Genomic DNA, 22920 nt, shown 5'->3' with positions numbered 1-22920 from the left:
AATAATAAAATCGTTTTTTTAATCACAGGAGGGTCTTATGCTAGATAACCAAGCTAAACAAATGCTTCGCAATATCGTTGGCGATCGTTTTTTCAAAGATGATCCGGAATCACTGGTTACCCATTCGTATGATGGAACACCGATGCTTCAGTCCTTGCCTGATGGCGTCATTTATCCGCAAAATACGGAGCAGGTATCCGCGATTATGAAGGTATTAACGGAATACCGCATACCGCTGATTAGTAGAGGGTCAGGCACAAACCTTTGTGGGGGAACCGTTCCCGTTCAAGGGGGCATTGTGATGGTCATGCATCGGATGAATGCCATCCTCGATATTGATTTGCAGAACTTAACCGCAACGGTGCAGCCGGGAATCATTACCAAGCAATTTATTGAGCATATCGAACAATTAGGATTATTTTACCCACCGGATCCAAGCAGCATGGCGATCTCCACCATAGGCGGCAATATTGCGGAATGCTCTGGTGGTCTTCGCGGTCTCAAATACGGGACAACCAAAGACTATGTCATCGGATTGGAATGCGTCTTGGCCTCAGGCGAAATCTTGCGTACAGGCGGCAAGCTAATGAAGGATGTCGCGGGCTATGATTTAACCAAGCTGCTCATCGGGTCGGAGGGGACGTTAGCGGTAATTACAGAAGCTACTCTCAAGCTTATCCCACCTCCTAAATTCAAGAAAACGATGTTGGCTATGTACAAAGATATTTATGGAGCGGCGCGTACGGTATCCAAAATTATTGAAAGCCGTATCATTCCGGCCACGCTCGAATTCATGGATAATCCGACCATTCGTGTCGTTGATGATTTTGCCAAGCTGGGACTTCCACTTGATATGGCGGCTATTTTGTTAATTGAACAGGACGGAGATATGGAGACGGTGGAGCGGGATATCGCGCGAATGACGGAGATTTGCCATGAAGAGCAAGCTGATCAAGTCACCATTGCGAGCAATCAAGAGGAAGCTTTGAAGCTGTTAACGGCAAGAAGAAGCGCCTTTACCGCGCTGGCTAGGCTGCGCCCAACCACTATTTTGGAGGATGCCACGGTACCACGTTCCAAAATTGCCGAAATGGTTCTTGAAATTAATCGCATTGCAGAGAAGCACCAAGTCCAAATTTGTACCTTTGGTCATGCAGGCGACGGTAATTTGCACCCAACAGCAACAACGGATGCCAGAGATCCAGAAGAAATACACCGTGTTGAAGCAGCATTTGAAGAAATATTCGAAGCAGCGATTAGCCTTGGCGGCACCATTACCGGTGAACATGGCGTTGGTTTAGTGAAAGCACCGTTTCTGGAATGGAAAGTCGGCAGTACCGGAATTGCTCTTATGAAAGGGATCAAAGATGCCTTCGATCCACACCACCTTTTAAATCCGGGGAAAATGTTTGCCAAAGAGTCCAGACGCAGGGTGGTGATCGATCGTGGCTAAGGCAGCTCCAGGCTCATTGCAAGAAACACTGATCAAAAAACTGGATTATGAGCAGCTTACGAATTGCATGCGTTGTGGTTTTTGTTTGTCTGCGTGCCCAACCTTTAAGGAAACCGGTGTGGAAGCAGAATCGCCGCGTGGACGGATTTCCCTGATGAAAGCAGCGGTCGACGGTATTATGGAACCAGGGCTGCGTTTCGAAGATCAAATGAACCACTGTCTGGGCTGCCGCGCATGTGAGCCTGCCTGTCCGGCTGATGTCAAATATGGACAATTAATCGAGCAGGCACGTGATGCCATTGAAACGCATACGAAGCAGCACAGATGGTGGATTAAAGGTGTTCGCAAGCTTGTGTTCAAGCAAATTTTCCCTTATCAAAATAGGATGCGATTGCTCGGTACGGGACTTCAATTGTATAAAAAAACCGGCATCCAAGCGATTGTTAGGAAAACAGGCGCTGTTAAGGTGTTTTTCGGAGCATTTATCCAACATGGAAAAGATTATTCCGGATGCTTCGAATAAAGGAATTGTAGAGATTTTGGGCACCCGTATTCCGGCAAAAGGACAAAAAATAGCGACTGTGGGTATGTTCCGCGGCTGTTTAATGGACGTTTTATTTACAGAAACGAATATTAAAACCGTGAAATTGCTGGCCGAGGCCGGATTTGAAGTGGTTATTCCAGATACGCAGAATTGCTGCGGCGCCCTGCATGCTCATAGCGGTGAAAGCGATCAGGCCAAAGCATTGGCGAAGAACAATATTCGCGCTTTCCAAGATGCTGGTGTTGATTATATCGTATCTAATGCTGGAGGTTGCGGTGCAATTCTAGTGGAATACGATCATTTGCTTCATGATGAGCCGGAGTGGAAGGAATCTGCTGGTTGGTTTGCTAAGCGAGTAAAGGATATCAGTACGATTCTTGTTGAACAAGGACGTCCTCTATCATTTGCAGGATCTAAGAATGAAGGAGTTTCTACTCCAGTAACGTATCAAGATTCGTGTCATTTACGCAATGTGATGAAAGGCAGTAATCCTTCGAGGCAGCTCCTAAAGGAAGTAGGCAATGTAGCGTTTATAGAAATGAAGGATGCGGGATCTTGCTGCGGCTCAGCAGGCATTTATAACGTCACGCAGCCCGAAATGGCCAACCAGATTCTTGAGCATAAAATGGAAAACGTGAACGCGACTGGTGCTCAATATCTCATTACAAGCAACCCCGGCTGTCTGCTGCAAATGAAGCTGGGCATCGAGAAGCATGGGCAAAAAGGTCGGATGGAAGCTGTTCATATTGCTGACTTCTTGTATGATAGAGTTGTGAAATGAACGGTAGAATTCATTTTCAGTTTAATTTTCAATAGAAGACTGCGACGCTGCTGCATCGAGCATGAATAACAGAAACAATTGAACAGGATATGCTCCTGTTCAATTGTTTTATGCATAATGTATTCGCTTTCATATTTCTATTGACACATCTCCGACAAATGCATTAATATCAAATTAATAAATCGGCGCATGACTCAGGATAACGTTTGGGCAAATTGGGCTTAATGTTTTGGATGAAGGGGTTGTAAGAAATGCCAACACTTAAAGATGTGGCAGAACGCGTTGGCGTTTCGATTTCAACGGTTTCACGCGTGGTACGTGACGATAACAGCAAGCACATCAATCAGGAAACGAAATCAAAGGTATGGGAAGCTGTACGAGAACTTAACTATAAACCTAACGAGTCTGCACGCTTCCTTGTGAAGAAGCAGAAAGAAAACAAACGACAAACGAAACAAATTGGCTGTATCATCCAAGCGGCTCGCATTAACGATGATCATCCTTACTATTCGCCTATTATTACCTCGTTTAACAAAAAAATACTTGAAGCCGGGTATTCCCTAGCCTTCATACATACTTCCGAGGAGCTGACAGATGAAGCTCTTCTGCACAAATGTATGCATGATATTCAAGTCGATGGCATCATTATTATTGGTGAGGTCGGTCAGGCTGTTCTCGCGTATTTGCAACAATCGGAGGAGCTGGCCATTATCGGTATTTGCACGAGCGGAACAGAAATTACGATGGTCGATTATGATCGAATCCCAGCAGCTAAATCAGCTGTAGATCATCTCATTTCACAAGGTCACCGGAAAATCGGCTTTGTCGGCGGTCCTGGACATACAGGTGAGTTAAACAGTGAGGAAAGGTTTCAGGGCTACAAATTTGCATTATACGACGCGGGAATTCCACTAGATAGAGAATGGATCATCGATACGCGTTGGGAAATTGATCGCAGCTATAAAGGATTGGCCGGTCAGCTAAAGAGAGATGACATAGAGAGGCCAACCGCCATTTTTGCGGCTAGTGACCAATTAGCGATACCAGCCCTGCGTGCAGTACTGGAAAGCGGCTTGCGCATTCCTGAAGATATCGCCTTTGTTTCTATGGATAATATCGATTTTGCACATTATACAACACCGCCATTATCCTCGGTACACGTGCCGAAGGTTGAAATTGGCACGCGAGCAGCCGCGACCCTGCTCGAAATGCTGAAAGGTGAGGAGCCGCTTCTTTCGAAGGTGCTGCTGCCGCATAAATTGATCGTGCGGCAATCTTCTCTTTTCAATCGATAATAATTTTTTTTAGTTATTGGGATAACGTTGTCATATTTTGGGCCAAATATTTATATATCTAGATAGCTTTATTAAACAGAGGAGGTGAGGGTGGCTTTCCCAGCTCGCGTAGTTTTGTAATCAAGTGGAGCATTTACAATTTCTTTCCCAAAAAACGAAAAAGGGTGATCTTGAAATGGTAAAATACACAAAGAAGGCTGTTTTATTGACTTTACTTACAGTAAATATGATTGTTGTTAGCGCTTGCAGTTCTGCAAATACATCCAATCAATCGTCAGCTGCTCCCGCCAAAGATGCCAAAGCTACCGCTGGAGCAACTGGGGAGAAAGTGACCCTTACTTATGGCGGTTGGAAAATGGAAACGATGACCGAGGTCATCAAGGCTTTCCAAGCCAGTCATCCGAACATTGAAGTGAAGGCTGAAAACACGCCTTATAAACAGTATTTCACGAAATTAGAAACGGCAGCGCAAGGAGGTACCATGCCAGATGTGCTTTGGATGAATGGACCTAATTTTATTAAGTACGCAGACAATGGCATGCTCAAAGATATCACTGGGAATATCAAGGCAGATCAACTCGATCTCAATAACTTTCCATCTTCTCTTGTCTCGCTTTACAGTTTAAACGGTAAGAATTACGGTATTCCTAAAGACTACGATACGATTGGTTTATGGTACAACAAGAAATTGTTTGATGAAAAGGGAGTTGCTTATCCAGATGCTTCCTGGGATTGGAACAAACTCATTGAAGCCGCAAAGAAATTAACGGATACTTCCAAAGGTATATACGGGTTTGCCGCTCCGATGATGAACCAGGAAGACTACTATAATACGATTCTGCAGGCTGGCGGCAGTGTAATCTCTGATGATCATAAAAAATCAGGTTACGATCAGCCGGAATCGATTGAAGGATTGAAGTTTTTGACAGACCTTATCCAAGTGCATAAAGTTTCCCCAACCTTGGCGCAAATGACGGAAACAGCTCCGAGCGATATGTTTACTTCGGGCAAGCTAGCGATGTACTTCGACGGATCATGGGCCGCATTCACTATTAATCAAAACGAAATGATGAAAAATAACGCGGATGTTGCTGTACTTCCAAAAGGTAAAAAACAGGGAGTCGTTATTCATGGTCTTGGGAATGTCATCTCTGCGAACACAAAGCATCCAAAGGAAGCATGGGAATTTATCAAATTCTTGAGTTCCAAAGAAGCTGCGGAAGTTGCCGCTAAACAAGGCGGGGCTATTCCAGCCTACAAAGGCAGCGAAACTTCTTGGTTAAGTACATTCCCACAATTTCATGCCAAAGCATTCATCGATATGACTGCGTACGCAAGCCCTTATCCAGTGTCAAAGAACACATCTGTCTGGACTACTTATGAAACGGATATTCTCAAAAATGCTTGGACCGGAGAGAAATCCGTTGCCGATGCAGCCAAAGAACTAGGAACGAAGATGAACCAAGCGTTGGCCGCAGAAAAATAAACGAGTGGGAGACTCGTTCCCGCAGCGAGTTTCCCATCTATATGCCACACTCTGGAGAGTAGATATGTATGCGAATGCCATTAATGAGCTTTAGAAAAGTAGGGTCACGCACCAAACGTCATTCTGATTGGGTATGGGCGTATCTGATGATATTGCCGCTCATGTTGGCTTAATCGTTTTTTACATTTGGCCTGTATTCCAAACGATTTATTTCTCGTTCACTGATTGGGGGGCTTTTGGTATCCATAAGTGGGCAGGATTGGCGAATTACAAAAGACTTTTTACAGATATAACGCTGCTCCAATCTTTCCGCAATACAGCAATTTATATTGTCCTTGCTGTACCCATTGGAATCATCTTGTCTATTCTTTTGGCCATTTTGCTAAATCAGAAAATCAGAGGATTATCGATTTACCGGACCATGTATTTCCTTCCCGTCGTTACGATGCCTGCGGCTATCGCGATGGTTTGGAAATGGCTATATAACTCGGATTACGGATTGATTAATTACTTTTTAAGCTTATTGCACCTTCCGGGCCCACACTGGCTAACAGATAACCGTACAGCGTTATTATCGATTATTATTGTGGCAGTTTGGTGCTCGATCGGCAGCCATATGATTATTTTCCTATCCGGGCTGCAAGGCATTTCATCTTCTTATTATGAAGCCGCATCGATAGATGGAGCGAATGCAGTAACCAAGTTCATTCGAATTACACTGCCTTTATTAACGCCAACACTTTTTTTCGTCACAGTCACTTCGCTAATTAGCGCCTTTCAGGTGTTCGATTTCATCTATATGATGGTTGGGGATATTGTCATTGAGTCCACACAGTCGATTGTTTTCCTGTATTTCAAATATGGCTTCCTGCAAAACAGTAAGGGCTACGCTTCCTCCATCGCAGTTTTGTTATTCTTAATTATTTTACTGATTACGTATGTACAATTAAAGATTCAGAAGAAATGGGTTCACTACGAATAAGGAGGCGATCAGATGAATGTGAAATCGCAGCGTTATAAATCAACACGTCTTCAGGTAGGTATCATTCACCTCATTCTCATCCTCGGCTCCGTCATCATGGTGGGTCCATTTCTATGGATGTTTCTAACCTCCGTGAAAACATTAGGAGAATCGACGGCAGTACCTCCGATCCTGTTTCCACATCAATTTCAATGGTCGAACTATTCAAAAGTGGTCGTGAATTTGCCATTTTTTACCTTTTACTGGAACACATTCATTACAACAGTAGCAAAGGTAATCGGACAGTTGATTATTTGCTCACTAGCGGCATATGCGTTTGCACGCATCGCGTTTCCAGGTCGCAATTTCTTTTTTATGCTGATGCTTTCGGTGTTGATGGTTCCAGGTCAAGTGTTTCTCATTCCTCAATATATGATTATGAAAGATCTAGGCTGGTTGAACTCGTTAACGGCTCTTATTGTACCAGGACTGTTCAGCGCTTTCGGCACCTTCTTATTGAGACAATTTTTTATGACGCTGCCTCATGAGCTTGAAGAAGCAGCGAAGCTAGACGGCTGTAACCAGATTCTCATTTATTGGCGCATCATGCTCCCGTTAGCCAAACCGGGAATGATTGCTTTAGCGATATTCACCATGTTGTGGTCATGGAATGATCTCATGTGGCCGTTAATCGTGAACAGTTCTCCGGATAAAATGGTTCTTTCGGCAGGTATCGCTTTTCTGCAAGGAGAGCATCAAACCAATTACACAATTATTATGGCAGGCTCGATGATGGCTATTTTGCCCATGATCATCATTTTCTTTATTTTTCAGCGTTCATTTATAGAAGGCATTGCTTTCACAGGAGGCAAGTCATAAGAAAGAGGGAATAGACAATGCAAAAAGTTACGGCAATCCTATTAGGTGCAGGCAGCCGTGGGGCTCATGCCTATGCGCCTTATGCTATAAATTATCCTCACGAGCTCGATATTGTCGCAGTGGCGGAACCCAACGAGGAGAGAAGAAATGCGTTTGCAGCCGAGCATCATATTGCAGAAGCACATGCCTATTCGGATTGGAATCAGCTTTTGGCACAACCTAAAATGGCTGATATTGCGATTATTTGCACACAGGATCAGATGCATTATCACCCAACGCTGAAAGCGTTGGAGGTTGGTTATCACATCCTCCTGGAAAAACCTATGTCTCCATCACCGGAAGAATGTGTCGAGATGGAGCTTGCGGCTAAGAAGCATAATCGATTGCTAACCATTTGCCACGTATTGCGTTATACGTCCTTTTGGACAGCTATGAAGCAAGTTATTGATGAAGGGAAAATTGGTCAAATCGTTTCCATCCAATTAAATGAAAATGTAGGCAACATGCATATGGCTCACAGCTTTGTTCGTGGGAACTGGAATAACTCGGATACTTCCAGTCCCATGATTTTAGCCAAATCTTGTCATGATATGGATATTTTATCCTTCATCATGAATGAGCCGTGCGAGCGTGTAAGCTCATTCGGATCATTAATGCATTTTAATGCGGAGCATGCACCAGAAGGCGCCCCAGCCTACTGCTTGGACGGCTGTCCTGCGGAAGCAACGTGTCAATATTATGCGCCGAAATACTACTTGGGCACGGGTAAAGGCTGGGCTTCGAAGTTCACTATGGATACAAGCTTAGAGGGGATTCTCTCTGCTCTGCGTACTTCGCCTTACGGCAAATGCGTCTACCGCAGCGACAATAATGTCGTTGATCATCAAGTCGTCAACATGGAGTTTAAAAGTGGAGCGACAGCGATGTTCAGTATGTGTGGATTTACTAGAGATAACACCCGTATCGTACAAGTGATGGGTACGAAGGGCGATATTAAAGGAAATATGGAGGAAAACGAATTTACCGTTCATGATTTCAATACGAATCAGAAGACCACGATTCAAGTGGATGCCTCTGTAGAAGGACACAGTGGAGGAGACGCGGGAATCGTGCGCAGTTTTCTACGTGAAGTCAGAAGCTATGCAGGCGGAGAAAGTGCATCCTCTGCTTCGGCTTCGGTCCGAAGCCATTTAATGGCATTTGCAGCAGAGGAGTCTCGTCTCAATCAAGGCAAGCCTGTAGAAATCGAGGCTCTTTACCAACGGTTAGTGCCAAATCCACTCTAAAATGGTGTAAAGTGCATTTTTAAGAAGCAGGATAGTAAATAATGGTTTTGTATACGGTTTTGGTGTCTGCAACGTTTTTGTATTCGTGCGGACGATCAGCGGTGAAATGTAACGCATCACAGCTATCGAGTGTAAAACTTTCCTCGGAGACGGTTAGTTCCAACTTGCCGCTCACCATCAGAATATATTCTTCAACACCTTCGTTATGGGGCTCGGAAGCGTGACTGCAGCCGGGCTCCATTTCCACTGTGTACACCTCAAAACCTTTATGAGGGTTAAAAGGGAACAGCGGATAGGCACGGTATTGCCCGTCTTCTTCTTCGAAGGGAGATAGGTCAGCTCCGCGTACAACGGTAATTTGCGGTTCGTCGTCTTCGATCAGGCTCGTAAAGGAAATTTGTAATCCGCTCACAATTTTCCATAACACCGATATGGTTGGATTTGAATCTCCACGCTCGATTTGCCCCAACATCGCCTTACTAACGCCTGTAAGCTCAGCGACCTGATCTAAACTTTGTCCTCTCGTCCGACGAATGTTTAGCAGCTTTCGCCCTACCTTTTTGTGAATCGGTTCTTGCATCGTTGTGCCCCCTTTTTTCTTTTCGTCCCTAATAAAAATGCCTAATTACAATATAGCATACATTCGTGTAACATCATATACAGATGATAAAACGCACATATGTACATTATCGTGTATTCATCTAAGGGAGGCATTACGATGGGCGCTAATATGATTGGACTGGTCAAAGAGCATAGAGGTTATGGCGCGACACTGAAAGAAGTTCCTGTACCGACTTGTGGGGATGACGAAGTACTTGTTCGTGTTCAAGCGACGTCGATATGTGGCACCGATTTGCACATTTATAAATGGGATGCCTGGGCGGAGCGCACAGTCATCACACCGAACGTTTTTGGACATGAATTTGCCGGAACGGTTGTAGAAGTCGGGTCGAGGGCAACAGGCGTGCGTGTGGGCGATTATGTTTCCGCTGAGGGACACATGGTGTGTGGTACATGCAAAGCCTGCCGAACAGGCAATGCCCATGTGTGTCCGAATACGAAGAGCTTCGGTATTACGGCGCCGGGCTGTTTTGCTGAATTTGCCATAGTAAAAACAAGCAACATTATTCATAACGATGCTAACCTGCCATGCGAAATTGCTTGTTTGCAAGATCCGTTAGGCAATGCTGTTCAAACCGTCTTATCAGGAGATATTGTCGGAAAAACCGTTGCCATCATTGGTGTCGGCCCCATTGGTTTGCTAGCAATTAAAGTAGCTAAAGCATGCGGCGCGGGAGCGATCTATGCGGTTGATATTAATCCGAATCGGTTGCAGATGGCTTTGCAGATGGGGGCAGACTCTACGATTCATGCTTTGGAAACGCGTACATCTGAAGCCTTACGTGAGTTAACTGGCGGCGAAGGGGTGGATGTTGTCCTTGAAATGTCCGGCAACCCGCAAGCGATTGTTGATGCCTTTGCAGCTGCAGCTAATGCGGGAAGAGTATCTTTACTGGGTATACCAACACAAGAGGTATCACTTGACGTAACGAATCAAATTATTTTTAAAGGTTTGAAGGTCGAGGGGATAACAGGCCGGAAGATGTATCAAACTTGGTATCAAATGAAAGGTTTACTTAATCAGCATCGTCTTGACCTTGCATCGGTCATTACACATAAGTTTAGATTAGATCAATATAAAGAAGCTTTTGAATTAATGGACGAAGGGCAATGCGGTAAAATCGTGTTTATACACTAACCGGTGCAGGAGGCGACTATGAACTATTTGAATGATTTGGCGGCGGATATTGCAGGGTGGAAACGGGATGGAAGGTACCGTACGCTTAAGATTTGGGAGAGCGGTTCCGAAACATGGATGCACTTGAATGGAAGGCCAATTCTCCAGATGTCCTCCAATAACTATTTGGGACTCGCTACACATCCCAAGTTGAAACAAGCGGCGATTCAAGCGATTGAGAAGTACGGAGTTGGCAGCGGCTCTGTGCGGACGATTACAGGCACGCTGGATATTCATGATGAGCTGGAGCGTGAACTTGCCAAATTTAAAGGCACAGAAGCAGCACTTGTTTTCCAATCAGGCTTCACCACGAATCAAGGCGCTTTGGCGTCCATTCTTGGAGCGGAGGATGTTGTCATTAGCGATGAATTGAACCATGCCAGCATCATAGATGGCATAAGGTTGACCAAAGCGAGCCGGAAGATTTTTGCCCATAAAGATATGGATCAATTAGAAGCGGTTCTAAAGGAAACACAGCATCATCGCAAGCGAGTAATTGTGACAGATGGCGTATTTAGTATGGATGGTGATATTGCTCCGCTTCCCCATATTGTGCAGTTAGCCGAGACCTATGAGGCGATTGTGTATGTGGATGATGCACATGCCAGCGGTGTGCTAGGTAAGAACGGCAAAGGCTCAACGGATCATTTTGGCCTTCATGGACGCGTTCATATCCAGATCGGCACCTTGTCTAAAGCTATTGGGGCTGTGGGAGGCTATGTGGCAGGGGCACAGCTTCTAAAGGAACATTTGATCCATACAGCACGGCCGTTTTTATTTAGTACCTCACAGCCGCCAGCGGTTGCAGCGACATGTCTGGCAGCTATTCAAGTCCTACAGGAAAGCACGGATTTGGTAACGAGGCTGTGGAACAATGCCAATGGATTTCGAGCCGACTTGAAACAGCTTGGTTTTGATACAGGAGCTAGTGAAACACCGATCATCCCTATCATTGTAGGCGATCCGGCATTAACCATGCGGTTCTCAGATCGACTGTTGGAGGAAGGTGTTTTTGCACAAGGAATCGTATATCCAACTGTCGCGGCAGACAAAGGGCGAGTCAGGCTTATCGTGACCGCACAACACACAGAGGACGATTTATCCTTTGCGCTTCATGCGTTGTCTAAGGTTGGTCGTGAATTTGGTCTCATTTCGTGATCGGAATAAAAGAAGAAGAGGCAACAGCCTCTTCTTCTTTGCAGCCTCACAGCCTCACTAAAAATTTATCGTTATGCAAGAGAAAGGTTTGAAGCATAAGAAGAAATTTAGACGTTACACCACGCGCCATTGCCCGCTCATTTTCCTCTACATCGACATATTATAATCCAAATACTTGCTAATTGGAGTTGAAAATATGCCGATTTCCCCAAGCAATCCATTAAGCAGCAAAACTCAAATTGATGTTCTGATCCCTGCAATCGAGAAGGATTTAGGAACTCTCCCTTATGTTATTGATGCGGTAAGAAAATATGTGAAGCATCCGATTGGTCAATTTCTGATTGTTTCTCCTAGAAGTGCGAAGATAATGGATATGTGCAAACGGAAAGGCTGTACATTTGTTGATGAAAATAAGGTATTACCGATTACCAAAAAAGATATTCATTATCAGTCGAAGACGTGGGATCGTTCAGGCTGGCTGTTTCAGCAGCTATTGAAGCTGAACGGAGATAAGCTGTGCCGCTCTAAGTTTTACTTGGTAATTGATGCAGATACCGTATTAATTCGGCCTCATATTTTCCGAGCGAATCAAAAGACGTTATTTTATTGCCGCAACTGGAGCCAAGAAGAATATTTCAAAACCTATCGGAAGCTGCTTGGCCGAAAAAAATCCTCCTCTTCCTCCTTTGTCACTCATTATATGCTGTTTGAGAAGTCCAAATTGGTAAAGCTGAAGAAGGCTATTGAAGCGAAGCACCAGACTAGCTGGTACAAAGCAATATTACGGAGTATGAATAAATCGAGGCAATTCGCTTTTTCAGAATTTGAAACGTACGGAAACTTCCTTCACAGCGCGTATCCTGGCCAACTCATTCTTAAGAAGGCTTTAAATAAAGGGCTGCATATGAATGTTACACAAATTCCCAAATCAAAAGTAAGTCAATTAGCCAAGTCTTATCGATCCATCTCCTTTCATAAGCGGAAAGACTATGTAAAGAAATCGCCGGTGATGCCAAAATGACGGATTATGAAGTGATTTGGAAGGGTCCTGTTCACAGGGCCAGTGGTCTTGGCATAGCAAGCCGAGCTTACGCTAATGCGTTAAGGAGGCAAGGGGTGGGGGTGAAGATAGTTGCTGCAAAGCAAGGACTCACTTCTTCCGGTAAAACAAAAAAACGCAAAGCTTTAATTTATCATCTTCTACCGAACACGATTAATTTCAAGAAGGAACGGACCATGTATAAGCCTATACTTCTAAACACGGTTTGGGAGACAAGCAAAGTGCCAAAAAGATGGGTGCCTTACATTAATCGATTCGACGCTGTTTGTATACCGTCCACTCAAAATAAAAAAGCATTGATCAACAGTGGCGTTAAAATTCCCATTCGTATCGTTCCTCATGGTGTAGATACGCAGCGATATAAGCCAAGTAATAAGAAAATGACGCTAAGCCAAGCCAAAGGAAAGTTCGTCTTTGTATCTGTTTTTGGTTTTCAACACCGTAAAAATCCGGAGACATTACTAAGAGCCTACTGGGAAGAGTTTTCTTCTGCGGACAACGTACTTTTGGTCATAAAAACGAGTGGGTACGCTCGCTTTGAAAATGAACAATGGATCAAACATACCATTTCGCAATATAAAAAGAAGCTTGGTATTCAGAAGAAGACTGCTCCGATTGTCATTATTACTCGACATTTGGATGCGGATAAGTTGAAAGGAATCTACACACTCGGTAATGCTTTTGTGCTGCCTACACGAGGTGAAGGTGTCGGATTACCGTTCCTGGAAGCTTTGGCAAGTGGTACACCGGTTATTGCAACGAAGTGGGGCGGACATATGGATTTCTTAACGAGTAAGAATTCCTTTCTGGTCGATTACCGTTTGAATCATCCACTAACAAGCATGAATAATGGACATTCGATATCACGAAAATTCCGCAATTTATTTGGAGAAAAAGGGCAACGATGGGCAGAAGCAGATAGAGGAAGCCTCAAAAAACAAATGAGATTGGCTTATAAGAACCCTCAACTGTGCAAGAAGAAAGGGCAGCAGGGCAGACAGGATGTGCTTAAGGTATCTTGGGACAGGGCTGGCCGCTTATTGAAAAAGGCGTTAGAACAAGCGATTCGTTCTGATAAATAAGACGAACATCATCTTTTCTTAAGGGGGTCATACATCTTGCGTATCATTCTACTGTCGGGGGGTTCCGGCAAAAGACTCTGGCCGCTTTCGAATGAGATTAGATCCAAAGTCTTTCTTAAACTGCTAAGCACCGAGGACGGCGGTAAGGAATCAATGATTCAAAGGGTTTGCAGGCAGCTAGACTCCGTAGGATTGCTGCCATCCACCTCGATTATCACGCATGATAGCCAGGTGGAAATTACACGAAGCCATGTTGGAGACAAGATTACGATACTTAGCGAGCCTTACAAGAAAGGGACCTTTGCCGCTATTGGCCTCGCAGCGAGCTATTTTCATTCACAAGATCAGGCAGATCCCAATGAAACGATTTGTATTCTTCCGGTTGATACTTTTGTAGAATCTGAATTTTTTCAATTGCTCCATAGGTTTCCGGATGTGCTAGCACAATCGCAGGCTGATATTGCGCTTATCGGAACGGCTCCCCAATACCCATCCAGTCAGTATGGTTATATTGTGCCTGATCCAACTAGCCATAACGAGCAAGAGTACTTTACTGTTAATCAATTCGTAGAAAAGCCTGAGAAGCAGCATGCAATTGATCTCATCCGTAAACAGGCATTATGGAATTGCGGTATTTTTGCCTTTTCATTATCGTATATGGTCTCCTACTTGTTAAGTAAAGGTTTGCCCGTCCGCTATGAGGATTGGCTGCAGCAGTATGAGCAGTTTGCCGAGATAAGTTTTGACCATGAAGTTGTCGAGAAAACAAACCATAGCGTAGTCATCCCATACCATGGATCATGGAAGGATTTGGGGAGCTGGGAAACCTTAAGCAATCATCTTGGAAGCAATGTCATTGGTTCGGGGCAGGTTTCACAAAACTCGGTAAATACTCACTTGGTGAACGAGCTTTCTTTCCCAATCCAAATTATTGACTTGTCGAATATTATTGTAGCCGCAAGCCAGGATGGTATTCTTGTCGCTAGTAAAACCAGTGCCAATCAAATTAAAGATAAGCTTGGTAACATACCTCCAAGACCTATGTACGAAGAAAAGAGATGGGGAACTTATCGCGTTTTGGACCATTCGAGCATGGAGCATGAAAAGCAAACGATGACCAAGAAAATCGATCTGCTGCCAGGAAAAAATATTAGCTACCACCTGCATCAGAAAAGAAAAGAAGTTTGGACAATTCTGTCAGGTACCGGTGAATTTATTTTAATGATAGGTTGTTTCCGATTCAGTGTGGAGATGTTTTAGAAATCCCCTGTGGGGCTAAGCATGGTGTGAAAGCTATTACTCCAATGACATTCATTGAGATTCAAATAGGTTCCCAGCTGCTAGAAACGGATATATGGCGGATTACCGAAACGTGGGAGGAGTCTGTTCAATTATGTGGAAACAGCCAAGAGCAATAGCTTAATGGAGACATTCGACAGAGGAAAGGGTTCGCAGGGAGCATGATTCAGAAGCGCTTCCAGAATCACGGTGGACACGCCTTGGCTTAGAGCGCTGGATAAACGGCTCATGTTGGCCATTCATACGCCGAATCACGGCTGAGCGCCCTATTTTTCTGGGAATCATGGAAAATGAAGCTGATCTTAAGCTTAAGCAGTCAATTTAAAGCTTTTTTTAATTCTTTACCTGCTGTAAACACAGGAACCTTGCCCGCTGGAAGCTGGATTTCCATTCCCGTTTTACTGTTTCGTCCGATGCGGGATTCCCGCTCACGGATATCAAATTTTCCAAAGCCAACGAGCTGAACACTCTCGTTTTGTTTTAAAGCTTCAAAAATTGAATCTAATACACAGGCCACAGCCTTTTCAGCATTCTTTTTTGTGAAACCACTTGTTTTGGCCACTCTATCAATTAAATCTGCGTTATTCATTCAACAGCACCTCACTTTTATTAAAAAAAGCTGCTCCTAGTACGTGAATGTTAGGAGCAGCTTCATTGATTTATGTAATTTGATCTAATAATAATGAACAAATACGGTCCGTATTGATCTTTATCGAAAGAAGAGTATCCGTTTGCTTTCATATTCTATAACCTTACCACTGTCAGCTTCAGAAAGCAATTCATAAAAAATGTACAGTATTGATAAAAAAGGTTATAATTGGAGGACAAAATACCCGAAGCCTGCGGAATAAAAAATGGGTGGTTATGGCTAAAGCAAGCCTCCCCGGCAGGGAGGTTTTTTAATTAGCCAGGGAGGATTTTTTCACATGCCCTTTATCAAACGACTTGTTTTAGACTGGTCCTTATTGAGTAACGAATCCAAAGAACAATTCCCTTTTAACATACCGGCAATTCGCTCTTTGCACGAATATAGCTTCGACTCAAATGTCACATTTTTTATTGGGGATAATGGCTCCGGCAAATCAACTTTACTGGAATCCATGGGTATTTCCTGTGGTTTTAGCGTGGTTGGCGGAAAGGATTTAACGATTAGTAAAGAGAAGGATAATGTATCCTTAGCTTCAATCATGAGGTTGGCTTGGCTGCCCAAGATAAGTGGCGGATTTTACTTTCGGGCTGAGACCTTTGATACATTTGCCGGTTATATTGACGAACTAGCCAAAGACCCTTATATCGGTCAATCAGCATATGGTCCATACGGAGGGAAATCGTTGAATGAACAGTCCCATGGGCAAGCCTTTTTAACGTTTTTCAAAAATCGTTTTGGCAGCAAGGGCGTTTATTTATTAGACGAGCCGGAGTCGGCATTATCGCCCCAAAACCAACTCACTTTTATGCGGATAATATGGGAATTGGAACAAAAGAATCAAGCGCAATTTATCATTGCTACCCACTCGCCTATATTGATGGCGTATCCCAAAGCGCGAATATTACAATTTTCAGAGTCTTCGATTGATCCAATCACCTATGAAGAAACGGATCATTTCAATCTAACCAGAGATTTTTTGAACCATAGAGAAAGATATTTTCGCATGTTATTTGAGGATTAAGTATCATCATAGCCAACCATGCATGACCCTATGACAACTGTGGGTCTTTTTTTGTTCGTTCATGCAGGAATGCTACAAAAAACGGGGCATTCAAACGATTAGCGTATAAAATAAAGGAGGAATGTCGAAATATGTGGAATTAAGACAATAAATCATTTTCTGGAGTTGAGAAACTTGAAGACATTGAAAAGTGCTCCACGAATCAGACTTGTTCATTTCATAGCGCTGCTGGTGTTCGTTTCTGTTATGGTTATCTCGACTATTCAAATCGTGGCGGCTTATGAAGCAGAAAGAAATTCCTTGTATGAAACAACCTTAGAACGCAATTATGATAGTGCTCAGAAGATGGGGATGACTATGAATACCTTGTTTGCCTCTATGCAACACAGCTTGCAGGTTACTTCGGATCACCTCGTTTCAAATATGAACAATCGAAATCTTCTTCAAGAGCAACTAGATATGGTTACATCAAGCAACAATTACTTTAATTCCGAATTCGTTCTTGATGAGCAAGCTATTGTTCAAGCAGTTTCCCCCATTTCGGTTGGTCTCGTAGGGAAAAAGCTAACATCCAAACAGGCTTTGGATGCTCAAGCGCTCCAGCAACCAACTATTTCTAAACCTTACGAGGGAAGCACAAAGAGACTCATCCTATTAATGAGTCATCCAATCTTTAGTGCAGCGGGGAAGTACCTCGGCTACCTTGGCGGAACGATTTATTTGCAGGAAAGCAATGTGTTAAGTGATATATTTGGTTCTAATCAAGTCTCTTCTTCAGGCTCATATTTCTATGTGGTTGATGGAGCAGGAAACATTATTTATCATCCTGCTCATGATCGATTGGGTCAGAACGCAAGCACTAATCCCATCGTCAATAAGCTGAGGAATGGGGAAAGCGGCAAAGAAAAAATCATTAATACCCAAGGTGTTGCTATGTTAGCGGGCTATTCGTATGTGGCCCAAAATGGCTGGGGAGTCGTGGTGCAAACACCTGTGCAAGAGGTCGAGGAAAAATCGATCCAATTAATTAAATCAGTGCTGTTCTATTCGTTCCCTTTTCTTCTTCTTATGCTGATTGCAGCCATTTGGCTTGGCAAAAAATTGTCGGAGCCGTTCGCCAGTTTGGCACGAACAGCGCAAAGCATTCTGAAAGGCAAGCAAGTGGCGGACATACCCAAGATAAAGATGAATAATTATGAAGCCTATCAGTTAAGCGAGACGATTCTGCTAACGATTGACACCCTGCAAAAGAGGGCGAATGACTACGCAACTGAGGCACAGACAGATGCTTTAACAGGTCTTGCTAACCGACGCAGCAGGGATATGCTCATGACCGGTTGGATCGAAAAAGGGACGCCATTTTCGCTGATCGCCTTGGATATCGATTGTTTTAAACAAGTTAATGATACGTATGGACACGATGTGGGAGATGATGTTCTCAAATTTTTGGGAGAGACGCTGCTGTCCTTAGCCGGTGAGGAAGTATTCTGTTCCCGGTACGGAGGGGAGGAGTTCATGCTTTTATTACCTCATGTAACCAAAGAGAATGCCTATCTTCACGCAGAGAAGGTTCGTCTTAAACTTGAAGCAACACCAAGTCCGACGGGAAAACCTATAACAGTTTCTCTCGGTGTTTCTTCCTATACCGCGCAGGGAATGACCGCCCACGAAGCCTTGAGCCAAGCCGATCAGGCGCTTTACACAGCCAAAGGGAATGGACGGAATTGTACGGTTATGTATGGATAATTGAAGCGACCTAGGTTCGCCACAGCATTTGTGGTGGAGCTTAGGTCTTTTTTTTGATAGGGATTCCCTTTTGTTCATACTAAAATCTATAAGACATAGTGATCTGTCTATTCACCCTATGAAAATGTATTGACACGTTTTAACGGATACCTTATAGTATTTACATATTAAAACCAAGTTAGTTAATCGGAATAATAGTAATTTGGTTATTGGACTTATTGGGGGCTGACACCATGAACATTGAGAATATAGAAGCATTCGTTTATGTGATTCATTATGGCAGCTTTAATAAGGCATCAGAGGTATTATTTCTATCTCAGCCGTCGGTAACCGCGAGAATCCAATCGCTTGAACGTGAGCTGGATTGTCGACTTTTCGATCGTATCGGCAAACAGGTTCATTTGACGGAAGAAGGAAAAAACTTTCTGCCTTATGCGCAGCAATTGCTGCAAACTTTTCAAAAAGGGAAAATTCAAATTAAGCAAAAAAGAGCGCTGCCGAACGAGCTTCGCATTGGTTGTACAGTCTCTGTTTCCAATTATATGATACCGGAAATTATGCCGAAAATGAGCAAGAAATACCCGGATATCAACTTCAAATTATCCACGTCCATCACGGATGATATTGTCAATAAGGTTTTGAACCGAGAAGTTGATTTAGGCTTCGTACGAGGCGTCACGCATCCGAACATACTCTCAGCTAAGTTCTTTGAGGACCCCATCCGTCTTTATGTATATGAAGGGCACCCTTTTATCGGGAAGGAAAAGTTGTCGATTGAGGATTTGGGGAGTCAGCCGCTTGTATTTTTTGAGTGTGGATCACTGGACTGGATGCGGATTCATCGATTATTTGAAAGCTTGAAGCTGCCGCCTAATATTCAATTCCAAACAGACAACTCAGAAACCGCGAAGAAGCTGGTGCTGCAGCGCGTAGGAATCGCTTTTTTGCCGGGACTTTGTGTCAGTCAAGAAGTAAAGGAGAAGAAGCTGTTTCCGATTGATTTTCCAGAGACAGCGGGCATTTCCTTGCAGACGAATTTGATTGCATTAAATGGTGGGAGCACTTTATTATTCAATAGCATGTTGGATATATGCAAAGGGTTAACGATACGTTCCAAAGCATGATATCAGAATCTTGTATAAGCATATAGAAAAACTCTATTATCCAGTTCGCTAACTTGATGATAAATTTAACATATACCTAATTCATATAAAACCAGTAGGAATTATTGACTTAAACTCAAGCTAGATGACATGGAGGAACGACACATGAAAAAATTAACCATTCTTGCAACAACACTAACCTTGGCTTTGGTGGCAGCGGGCTGCGGTTCGAAACATACAGAGACTGGCGCATCCCCGAAAGCAGCAGAAGGAACGAAAGCACCTGGAGTCGCAACTACTGCTGAGCCTGTGAAAGTGAAAAAAATTATCGTTGGCACAGGCACACAATTTCCTAATGTAGCCTTCCTTGATAAGATGGTAAACTTACCGGTTATGATATTGAGCTTGTCAGAGAATTGGATAAACGTCTTCCTGAATACGAATTTGAATTCAAAACAATGGATTTCGCGAACCTGCTCTTGAGCTTGGAAACGAACAAAATTGATTTTGTTGCGCATGAAATTGAAAAAAATCCGGATAGAGAGCAAAAATATCTCTTCAACAATGAGCCTTATGCGTACTGGAAAACAAAAGTACTTGTAGCCAAAGATAACACAACGATTCAATCGATTGATGATTTGAAAGGTAAAAAAGCTTTAACAACAGCGACGAGCGCGGAAGCGACTCTTCTAGAAAGTTATAACAAATCGCACGATAACGCGATCAAAATTGTGTATCAAAACGGGGCAGCCAATGATTTGGTGAGTCAGCTTACGACAGGACGCGCGGACGGCGCGCTGGGAGCGGATTTCCTGCTTCCACTCGTTGACCCACAAGGTAAGTTGAAAGCGATTGGTCCAGTTCTTGAAGAAGCCGAAGTGCGTTTCCTTTTCCGCAAAAATGATAAAGATGGGCAAGTTCTCGCGGACAAAATCGATGCTGCTCTGAAAGCTATTAAAGCGGACGGAACTTTATCCAAACTGAGTATCCAATGGCTTGGCGGCGATTTCACCAAGAAAGATGATAAATAGAAACGATCCCTATAAGCCAAGAAGAAAGGTGAGATCATCCTAATGAGCCAACCCTTCGATATCACCTATGTGTTCGATTTTATCCCGAAATTATTATCTTATTTGAATATCACCTTATTCATTGTTGCTTGTTCGATGCTGCTGGGAGTGGTCGTCGGATTTCTCATCGCCCTCCCTCGGCTTTACGAAGTACCTGTCCTGAGAAGAATATCACAGGTGTATGTTTCCTTCTTTCGGGGAACGCCGATTCTCATCCAACTGTTCCTTATTTATTACGGTCTTCCAGAAATATTAAAGGCGATTAACGTAGATGTATCCAGAGCGCCTGTTTTGACCTTTGTCATTTTGACCTTTGCTCTGAATGGTGGTGCTTACATTTCAGAAGTGATTCGCGCAGCTGTCAAAGCGGTGGATCGGGGGCAAATCGAAGGGGCTTACTCCATTGGCATGACGGGGTTCCAAGCCTTCACGCGGATCGTGATGCCGCAAGCATTGGCAATTTCCATACCGAACTTTGCGAACCTGCTGATTGCTCATCTAAAAGACACTTCGCTTGCCTTCTCGCTTGGCGCCATGGAATTGATGGGAAAAGCGCAGACGCTTGGAACGGCGACGCAGCATTTTATCGAAACTTATATTTCGCTATCTTTGATTTATTTCGTTATATGCTATGGGTTGGAAAAGATATTTATTGCCATTGAACAAAGACTGCTGCGCCATGAGCAGCAAGTCGTAACCAATGAACCGAAGCCACAAAGCCGCAAATGGTTCAAGGGCGTTTGGGCAACACATCCGGAAAAAGGAGGCTATCAGCAATGAAACTCGATCCAGGGTTTATATGGACGGCCTTTATTCAACTGCTATCCGCTTTGCCTACTACGCTGCTTATTACCGTTGTTTCCGTATTTTTCGGCTTTATCATCGGTACGATCGTTGCCTTGATCCGAATTTATCGTGTGCCTGTTCTCCACTACGTGGCCAGCGCATATGTGACGTTTATTCGTGGAACGCCGATGCTGATGCATTTGCTGCTTATTTATTTCGGATTGCCCGCCATCTTGGATGCCATCGCTGTATCTGCTGGTTGGAGCTTTCGCTCGGCTTCCATTCCGATGATCGATTTTGCCTTTCTCTCCTTCTCCATAACAGCAGGTTCTTACTTATCTGAGGTTGTGAGATCAGGGATTCTAGCTGTCAATCGCGGGCAAATAGAGGCGGCTTACGCGGTTGGCATGACAACACCGCAGGCGCTTAGGCGCATTGTGCTCCCGCAGGCGCTCGCGGTTAGCTTACCGAACTTATCCAACACATTAATCGGGATGCTGCATGGATCTACGTTAGCTTTTACGGTATCCGTCGTTGAAATTAATGCAAAAGCACAGATCGTCGCGACGACGAACTGGAAATTTTTTGAATCCTACATTGCCGCGGCTCTCCTCTTCTGGGGCGTTACCATTCTTATCGAAAAGCTAACAGGACTGCTGGAGAAACGCATTAATGTGTATAACCGAGGAGGCGTACTATGATTAAAATGACGAATATCACCAAAGCTTTCGGCAAGAACGAGGTGCTAAAGGGTATTAACCTCACGGTGACTAAAGGTGAAGTCGTTTGTATCCTAGGGCCCAGCGGTTCAGGCAAAACAACGTTGCTTCGCTGCCTTAACTACTTGGAGAAGCCGAATGACGGTGAAGTATCCATCGGCGATTTCACGGTAAACTGCAAACGTCCAAGCAAACAAGACATTCATACACTTCGTAAGAAAACCGCCATGGTTTTTCAACATTATAATTTGTTCAAACATAAAACGGTGCTTGAGAACGTCATGGAAGGGCTTGTTATCGTTCAAAAACAGGCCAAGGAATCCGCGCGCGAGAAAAGCATTCAAATGCTTGAAAAAGTAGGATTAGGGAGCAAGCTCGACGCCTATCCAAGTCAACTTTCAGGCGGACAGCAGCAGCGCGTAGGCATTGCCCGAGCGCTTGCGCTGAATCCTGAAGTCATTCTTTTCGACGAACCTACCTCAGCGCTAGACCCTGAACTCGTTGGTGAAGTGCTGGAGGTTATACGGAAAATCGCGAAAGAAGGCATTACGATGATCGTCGTTACGCATGAAATGGGCTTTGCCCGTGAGGTTGCTAATCATGTTGTCTTTATGGATCAAGGCGTGATTGTCGAAGAAGGAAAGCCGCAGGTGATTTTCAATAGTGCGAAGGAAGAACGGACCAGGCAGTTCTTGAAAAGAATTACACCGGAATATACGTACAACATATAACTTTGAGTCGAAC

At 43.9% G+C, this 22920-nt stretch carries 19 protein-coding genes and 3 pseudogenes; 20 read left to right on the top strand and 2 right to left on the bottom strand.

Going from position 1 to position 22920, the window contains the following annotated elements:
* Positions 1–37: 37 nt before the first annotated feature.
* The 7 genes and pseudogenes from FU659_RS07140 to FU659_RS07110 all read left to right on the top strand — a co-directional run bounded on the left by FU659_RS07140 (position 38) and on the right by FU659_RS07110 (position 8685).
* On the top strand, positions 38–1453 hold the full coding sequence (locus tag FU659_RS07140) for an FAD-binding oxidoreductase (protein WP_147946918.1): 1416 nt from the start codon (positions 38–40) through the stop codon (positions 1451–1453).
* Positions 1454–1520: 67 nt separating this feature from the next.
* Positions 1521–2778 (top strand): annotated as a pseudogene (locus FU659_RS07135) ((Fe-S)-binding protein).
* Positions 2779–3029: 251 nt separating this feature from the next.
* Complete coding sequence (locus tag FU659_RS07130) at positions 3030–4073, top strand: LacI family DNA-binding transcriptional regulator (RefSeq protein WP_147946917.1); 1044 nt, start codon at positions 3030–3032, stop codon at positions 4071–4073.
* 175 nt (positions 4074–4248) lie between these two features.
* Positions 4249–5559 carry an ABC transporter substrate-binding protein gene (locus FU659_RS07125; RefSeq protein WP_147946916.1) on the top strand — a complete coding sequence of 437 codons (1311 nt, stop codon included), beginning with the start codon at positions 4249–4251 and terminating at the stop codon, positions 5557–5559.
* 68 nt (positions 5560–5627) lie between these two features.
* Positions 5628–6541: pseudogene (locus FU659_RS07120) on the top strand (carbohydrate ABC transporter permease).
* Positions 6542–6553: 12 nt separating this feature from the next.
* The gene (locus FU659_RS07115; protein WP_147946915.1) at positions 6554–7399 is read left to right on the top strand and encodes a carbohydrate ABC transporter permease; all 846 of its coding nucleotides are present in this window, start codon (positions 6554–6556) and stop codon (positions 7397–7399) included.
* Positions 7400–7416: 17 nt separating this feature from the next.
* Positions 7417–8685 carry a Gfo/Idh/MocA family protein gene (locus tag FU659_RS07110; protein WP_147946914.1) on the top strand — a complete coding sequence of 423 codons (1269 nt, stop codon included), beginning with the start codon at positions 7417–7419 and terminating at the stop codon, positions 8683–8685.
* 19 nt (positions 8686–8704) lie between these two features.
* Here the strand turns inward: FU659_RS07110 and FU659_RS07105 are convergent, their stop codons facing one another.
* Positions 8705–9265 carry a helix-turn-helix domain-containing protein gene (locus FU659_RS07105; RefSeq protein WP_147946913.1) on the bottom strand — a complete coding sequence of 187 codons (561 nt, stop codon included), beginning with the start codon at positions 9263–9265 and terminating at the stop codon, positions 8705–8707.
* 138 nt (positions 9266–9403) lie between these two features.
* Between FU659_RS07105 and tdh the strand changes: the two genes are divergently transcribed.
* From tdh to FU659_RS38205, 6 genes are all read left to right on the top strand, one after another.
* Positions 9404–10444 (top strand): L-threonine 3-dehydrogenase, encoded by a 1041-nt coding sequence (gene tdh, locus FU659_RS07100; protein ID WP_147946912.1) that lies wholly within the window; start codon positions 9404–9406, stop codon positions 10442–10444.
* 18 nt (positions 10445–10462) lie between these two features.
* Complete coding sequence (locus FU659_RS07095) at positions 10463–11641, top strand: glycine C-acetyltransferase (protein ID WP_147946911.1); 1179 nt, start codon at positions 10463–10465, stop codon at positions 11639–11641.
* A gap of 196 nt (positions 11642–11837) precedes the next feature.
* Positions 11838–12662: a DUF6492 family protein gene (locus tag FU659_RS07090; protein ID WP_147946910.1), complete on the top strand. Its 825-nt coding sequence runs from the start codon at positions 11838–11840 to the stop codon at positions 12660–12662.
* A gap of 95 nt (positions 12663–12757) precedes the next feature.
* Positions 12758–13783, top strand: coding sequence for a glycosyltransferase family 4 protein (locus FU659_RS07085; protein WP_261807664.1), 1026 nt, complete (start codon positions 12758–12760; stop codon positions 13781–13783).
* A 36-nt stretch (positions 13784–13819) separates the two neighbouring features.
* The gene (locus FU659_RS07080; protein WP_315971285.1) at positions 13820–15043 is read left to right on the top strand and encodes a sugar phosphate nucleotidyltransferase; all 1224 of its coding nucleotides are present in this window, start codon (positions 13820–13822) and stop codon (positions 15041–15043) included.
* 26 nt (positions 15044–15069) lie between these two features.
* On the top strand, positions 15070–15201 hold the full coding sequence (locus FU659_RS38205) for a hypothetical protein (RefSeq protein ID WP_315971284.1): 132 nt from the start codon (positions 15070–15072) through the stop codon (positions 15199–15201).
* 197 nt (positions 15202–15398) lie between these two features.
* Here FU659_RS38205 and FU659_RS07075 read toward each other — a convergent pair whose 3' ends face one another.
* Positions 15399–15671, bottom strand: a complete 273-nt coding sequence (locus FU659_RS07075; RefSeq protein WP_147946908.1) for an HU family DNA-binding protein — start codon at positions 15669–15671, stop codon at positions 15399–15401.
* Positions 15672–16008: 337 nt separating this feature from the next.
* On the opposite strand from FU659_RS07075, the gene FU659_RS07070 reads away from it, so the two are divergent.
* The 7 genes and pseudogenes from FU659_RS07070 (at position 16009) to FU659_RS07040 (ending at position 22907) form a co-directional block, all read left to right on the top strand.
* On the top strand, positions 16009–16752 hold the full coding sequence (locus tag FU659_RS07070; RefSeq protein ID WP_147946907.1) for an AAA family ATPase: 744 nt from the start codon (positions 16009–16011) through the stop codon (positions 16750–16752).
* Positions 16753–16926: 174 nt separating this feature from the next.
* Positions 16927–18498 carry a sensor domain-containing diguanylate cyclase gene (locus tag FU659_RS07065; protein WP_147946906.1) on the top strand — a complete coding sequence of 524 codons (1572 nt, stop codon included), beginning with the start codon at positions 16927–16929 and terminating at the stop codon, positions 18496–18498.
* A gap of 233 nt (positions 18499–18731) precedes the next feature.
* Positions 18732–19622, top strand: coding sequence for a LysR family transcriptional regulator (locus FU659_RS07060; RefSeq protein ID WP_147946905.1), 891 nt, complete (start codon positions 18732–18734; stop codon positions 19620–19622).
* 144 nt (positions 19623–19766) lie between these two features.
* Positions 19767–20632: pseudogene (locus FU659_RS07055) on the top strand (transporter substrate-binding domain-containing protein).
* A gap of 42 nt (positions 20633–20674) precedes the next feature.
* Positions 20675–21451, top strand: a complete 777-nt coding sequence (locus FU659_RS07050) for an amino acid ABC transporter permease (RefSeq protein WP_147946904.1) — start codon at positions 20675–20677, stop codon at positions 21449–21451.
* On the top strand, positions 21448–22158 hold the full coding sequence (locus FU659_RS07045; protein ID WP_147946903.1) for an amino acid ABC transporter permease: 711 nt from the start codon (positions 21448–21450) through the stop codon (positions 22156–22158). Before FU659_RS07050 ends, FU659_RS07045 begins: the two co-directional genes overlap by 4 nt.
* Positions 22155–22907, top strand: a complete 753-nt coding sequence (locus FU659_RS07040; RefSeq protein ID WP_147946902.1) for an amino acid ABC transporter ATP-binding protein — start codon at positions 22155–22157, stop codon at positions 22905–22907. Before FU659_RS07045 ends, FU659_RS07040 begins: the two co-directional genes overlap by 4 nt.
* Positions 22908–22920 lie beyond the last annotated feature (13 nt).

This window comes from Paenibacillus sp. N3.4 (assembly GCF_008017805.1).
Lineage (GTDB): Bacteria > Bacillota > Bacilli > Paenibacillales > NBRC-103111 > Paenibacillus_E.
This window is presented reverse-complemented; position numbering and strand designations above follow the sequence as displayed.

Excerpts from the sequence above, each read along its gene's own strand:
- FU659_RS07095 (WP_147946911.1), top strand. The coding sequence starts at position 10,463 with ATGAACTATTTGAATGATTTGGCGGCGGATATTGCAGGGTGGAAACGG.
- FU659_RS07060 (WP_147946905.1), top strand. The coding sequence starts at position 18,732 with ATGAACATTGAGAATATAGAAGCATTCGTTTATGTGATTCATTATGGC.
- FU659_RS07110 (WP_147946914.1), top strand. The coding sequence starts at position 7,417 with ATGCAAAAAGTTACGGCAATCCTATTAGGTGCAGGCAGCCGTGGGGCT.
- FU659_RS07140 (WP_147946918.1), top strand. The coding sequence starts at position 38 with ATGCTAGATAACCAAGCTAAACAAATGCTTCGCAATATCGTTGGCGAT.
- tdh (WP_147946912.1), top strand. The coding sequence starts at position 9,404 with ATGGGCGCTAATATGATTGGACTGGTCAAAGAGCATAGAGGTTATGGC.
- FU659_RS07115 (WP_147946915.1), top strand. The coding sequence starts at position 6,554 with ATGAATGTGAAATCGCAGCGTTATAAATCAACACGTCTTCAGGTAGGT.
- FU659_RS07045 (WP_147946903.1), top strand. The coding sequence starts at position 21,448 with ATGAAACTCGATCCAGGGTTTATATGGACGGCCTTTATTCAACTGCTA.
- FU659_RS07090 (WP_147946910.1), top strand. The coding sequence starts at position 11,838 with ATGCCGATTTCCCCAAGCAATCCATTAAGCAGCAAAACTCAAATTGAT.
- FU659_RS07075 (WP_147946908.1), bottom strand. The coding sequence starts at position 15,671 with ATGAATAACGCAGATTTAATTGATAGAGTGGCCAAAACAAGTGGTTTC.
- FU659_RS07130 (WP_147946917.1), top strand. The coding sequence starts at position 3,030 with ATGCCAACACTTAAAGATGTGGCAGAACGCGTTGGCGTTTCGATTTCA.
- FU659_RS07105 (WP_147946913.1), bottom strand. The coding sequence starts at position 9,265 with ATGCAAGAACCGATTCACAAAAAGGTAGGGCGAAAGCTGCTAAACATT.
- FU659_RS07125 (WP_147946916.1), top strand. The coding sequence starts at position 4,249 with ATGGTAAAATACACAAAGAAGGCTGTTTTATTGACTTTACTTACAGTA.
- FU659_RS07070 (WP_147946907.1), top strand. The coding sequence starts at position 16,009 with ATGCCCTTTATCAAACGACTTGTTTTAGACTGGTCCTTATTGAGTAAC.
- FU659_RS07050 (WP_147946904.1), top strand. The coding sequence starts at position 20,675 with ATGAGCCAACCCTTCGATATCACCTATGTGTTCGATTTTATCCCGAAA.
- FU659_RS07040 (WP_147946902.1), top strand. The coding sequence starts at position 22,155 with ATGATTAAAATGACGAATATCACCAAAGCTTTCGGCAAGAACGAGGTG.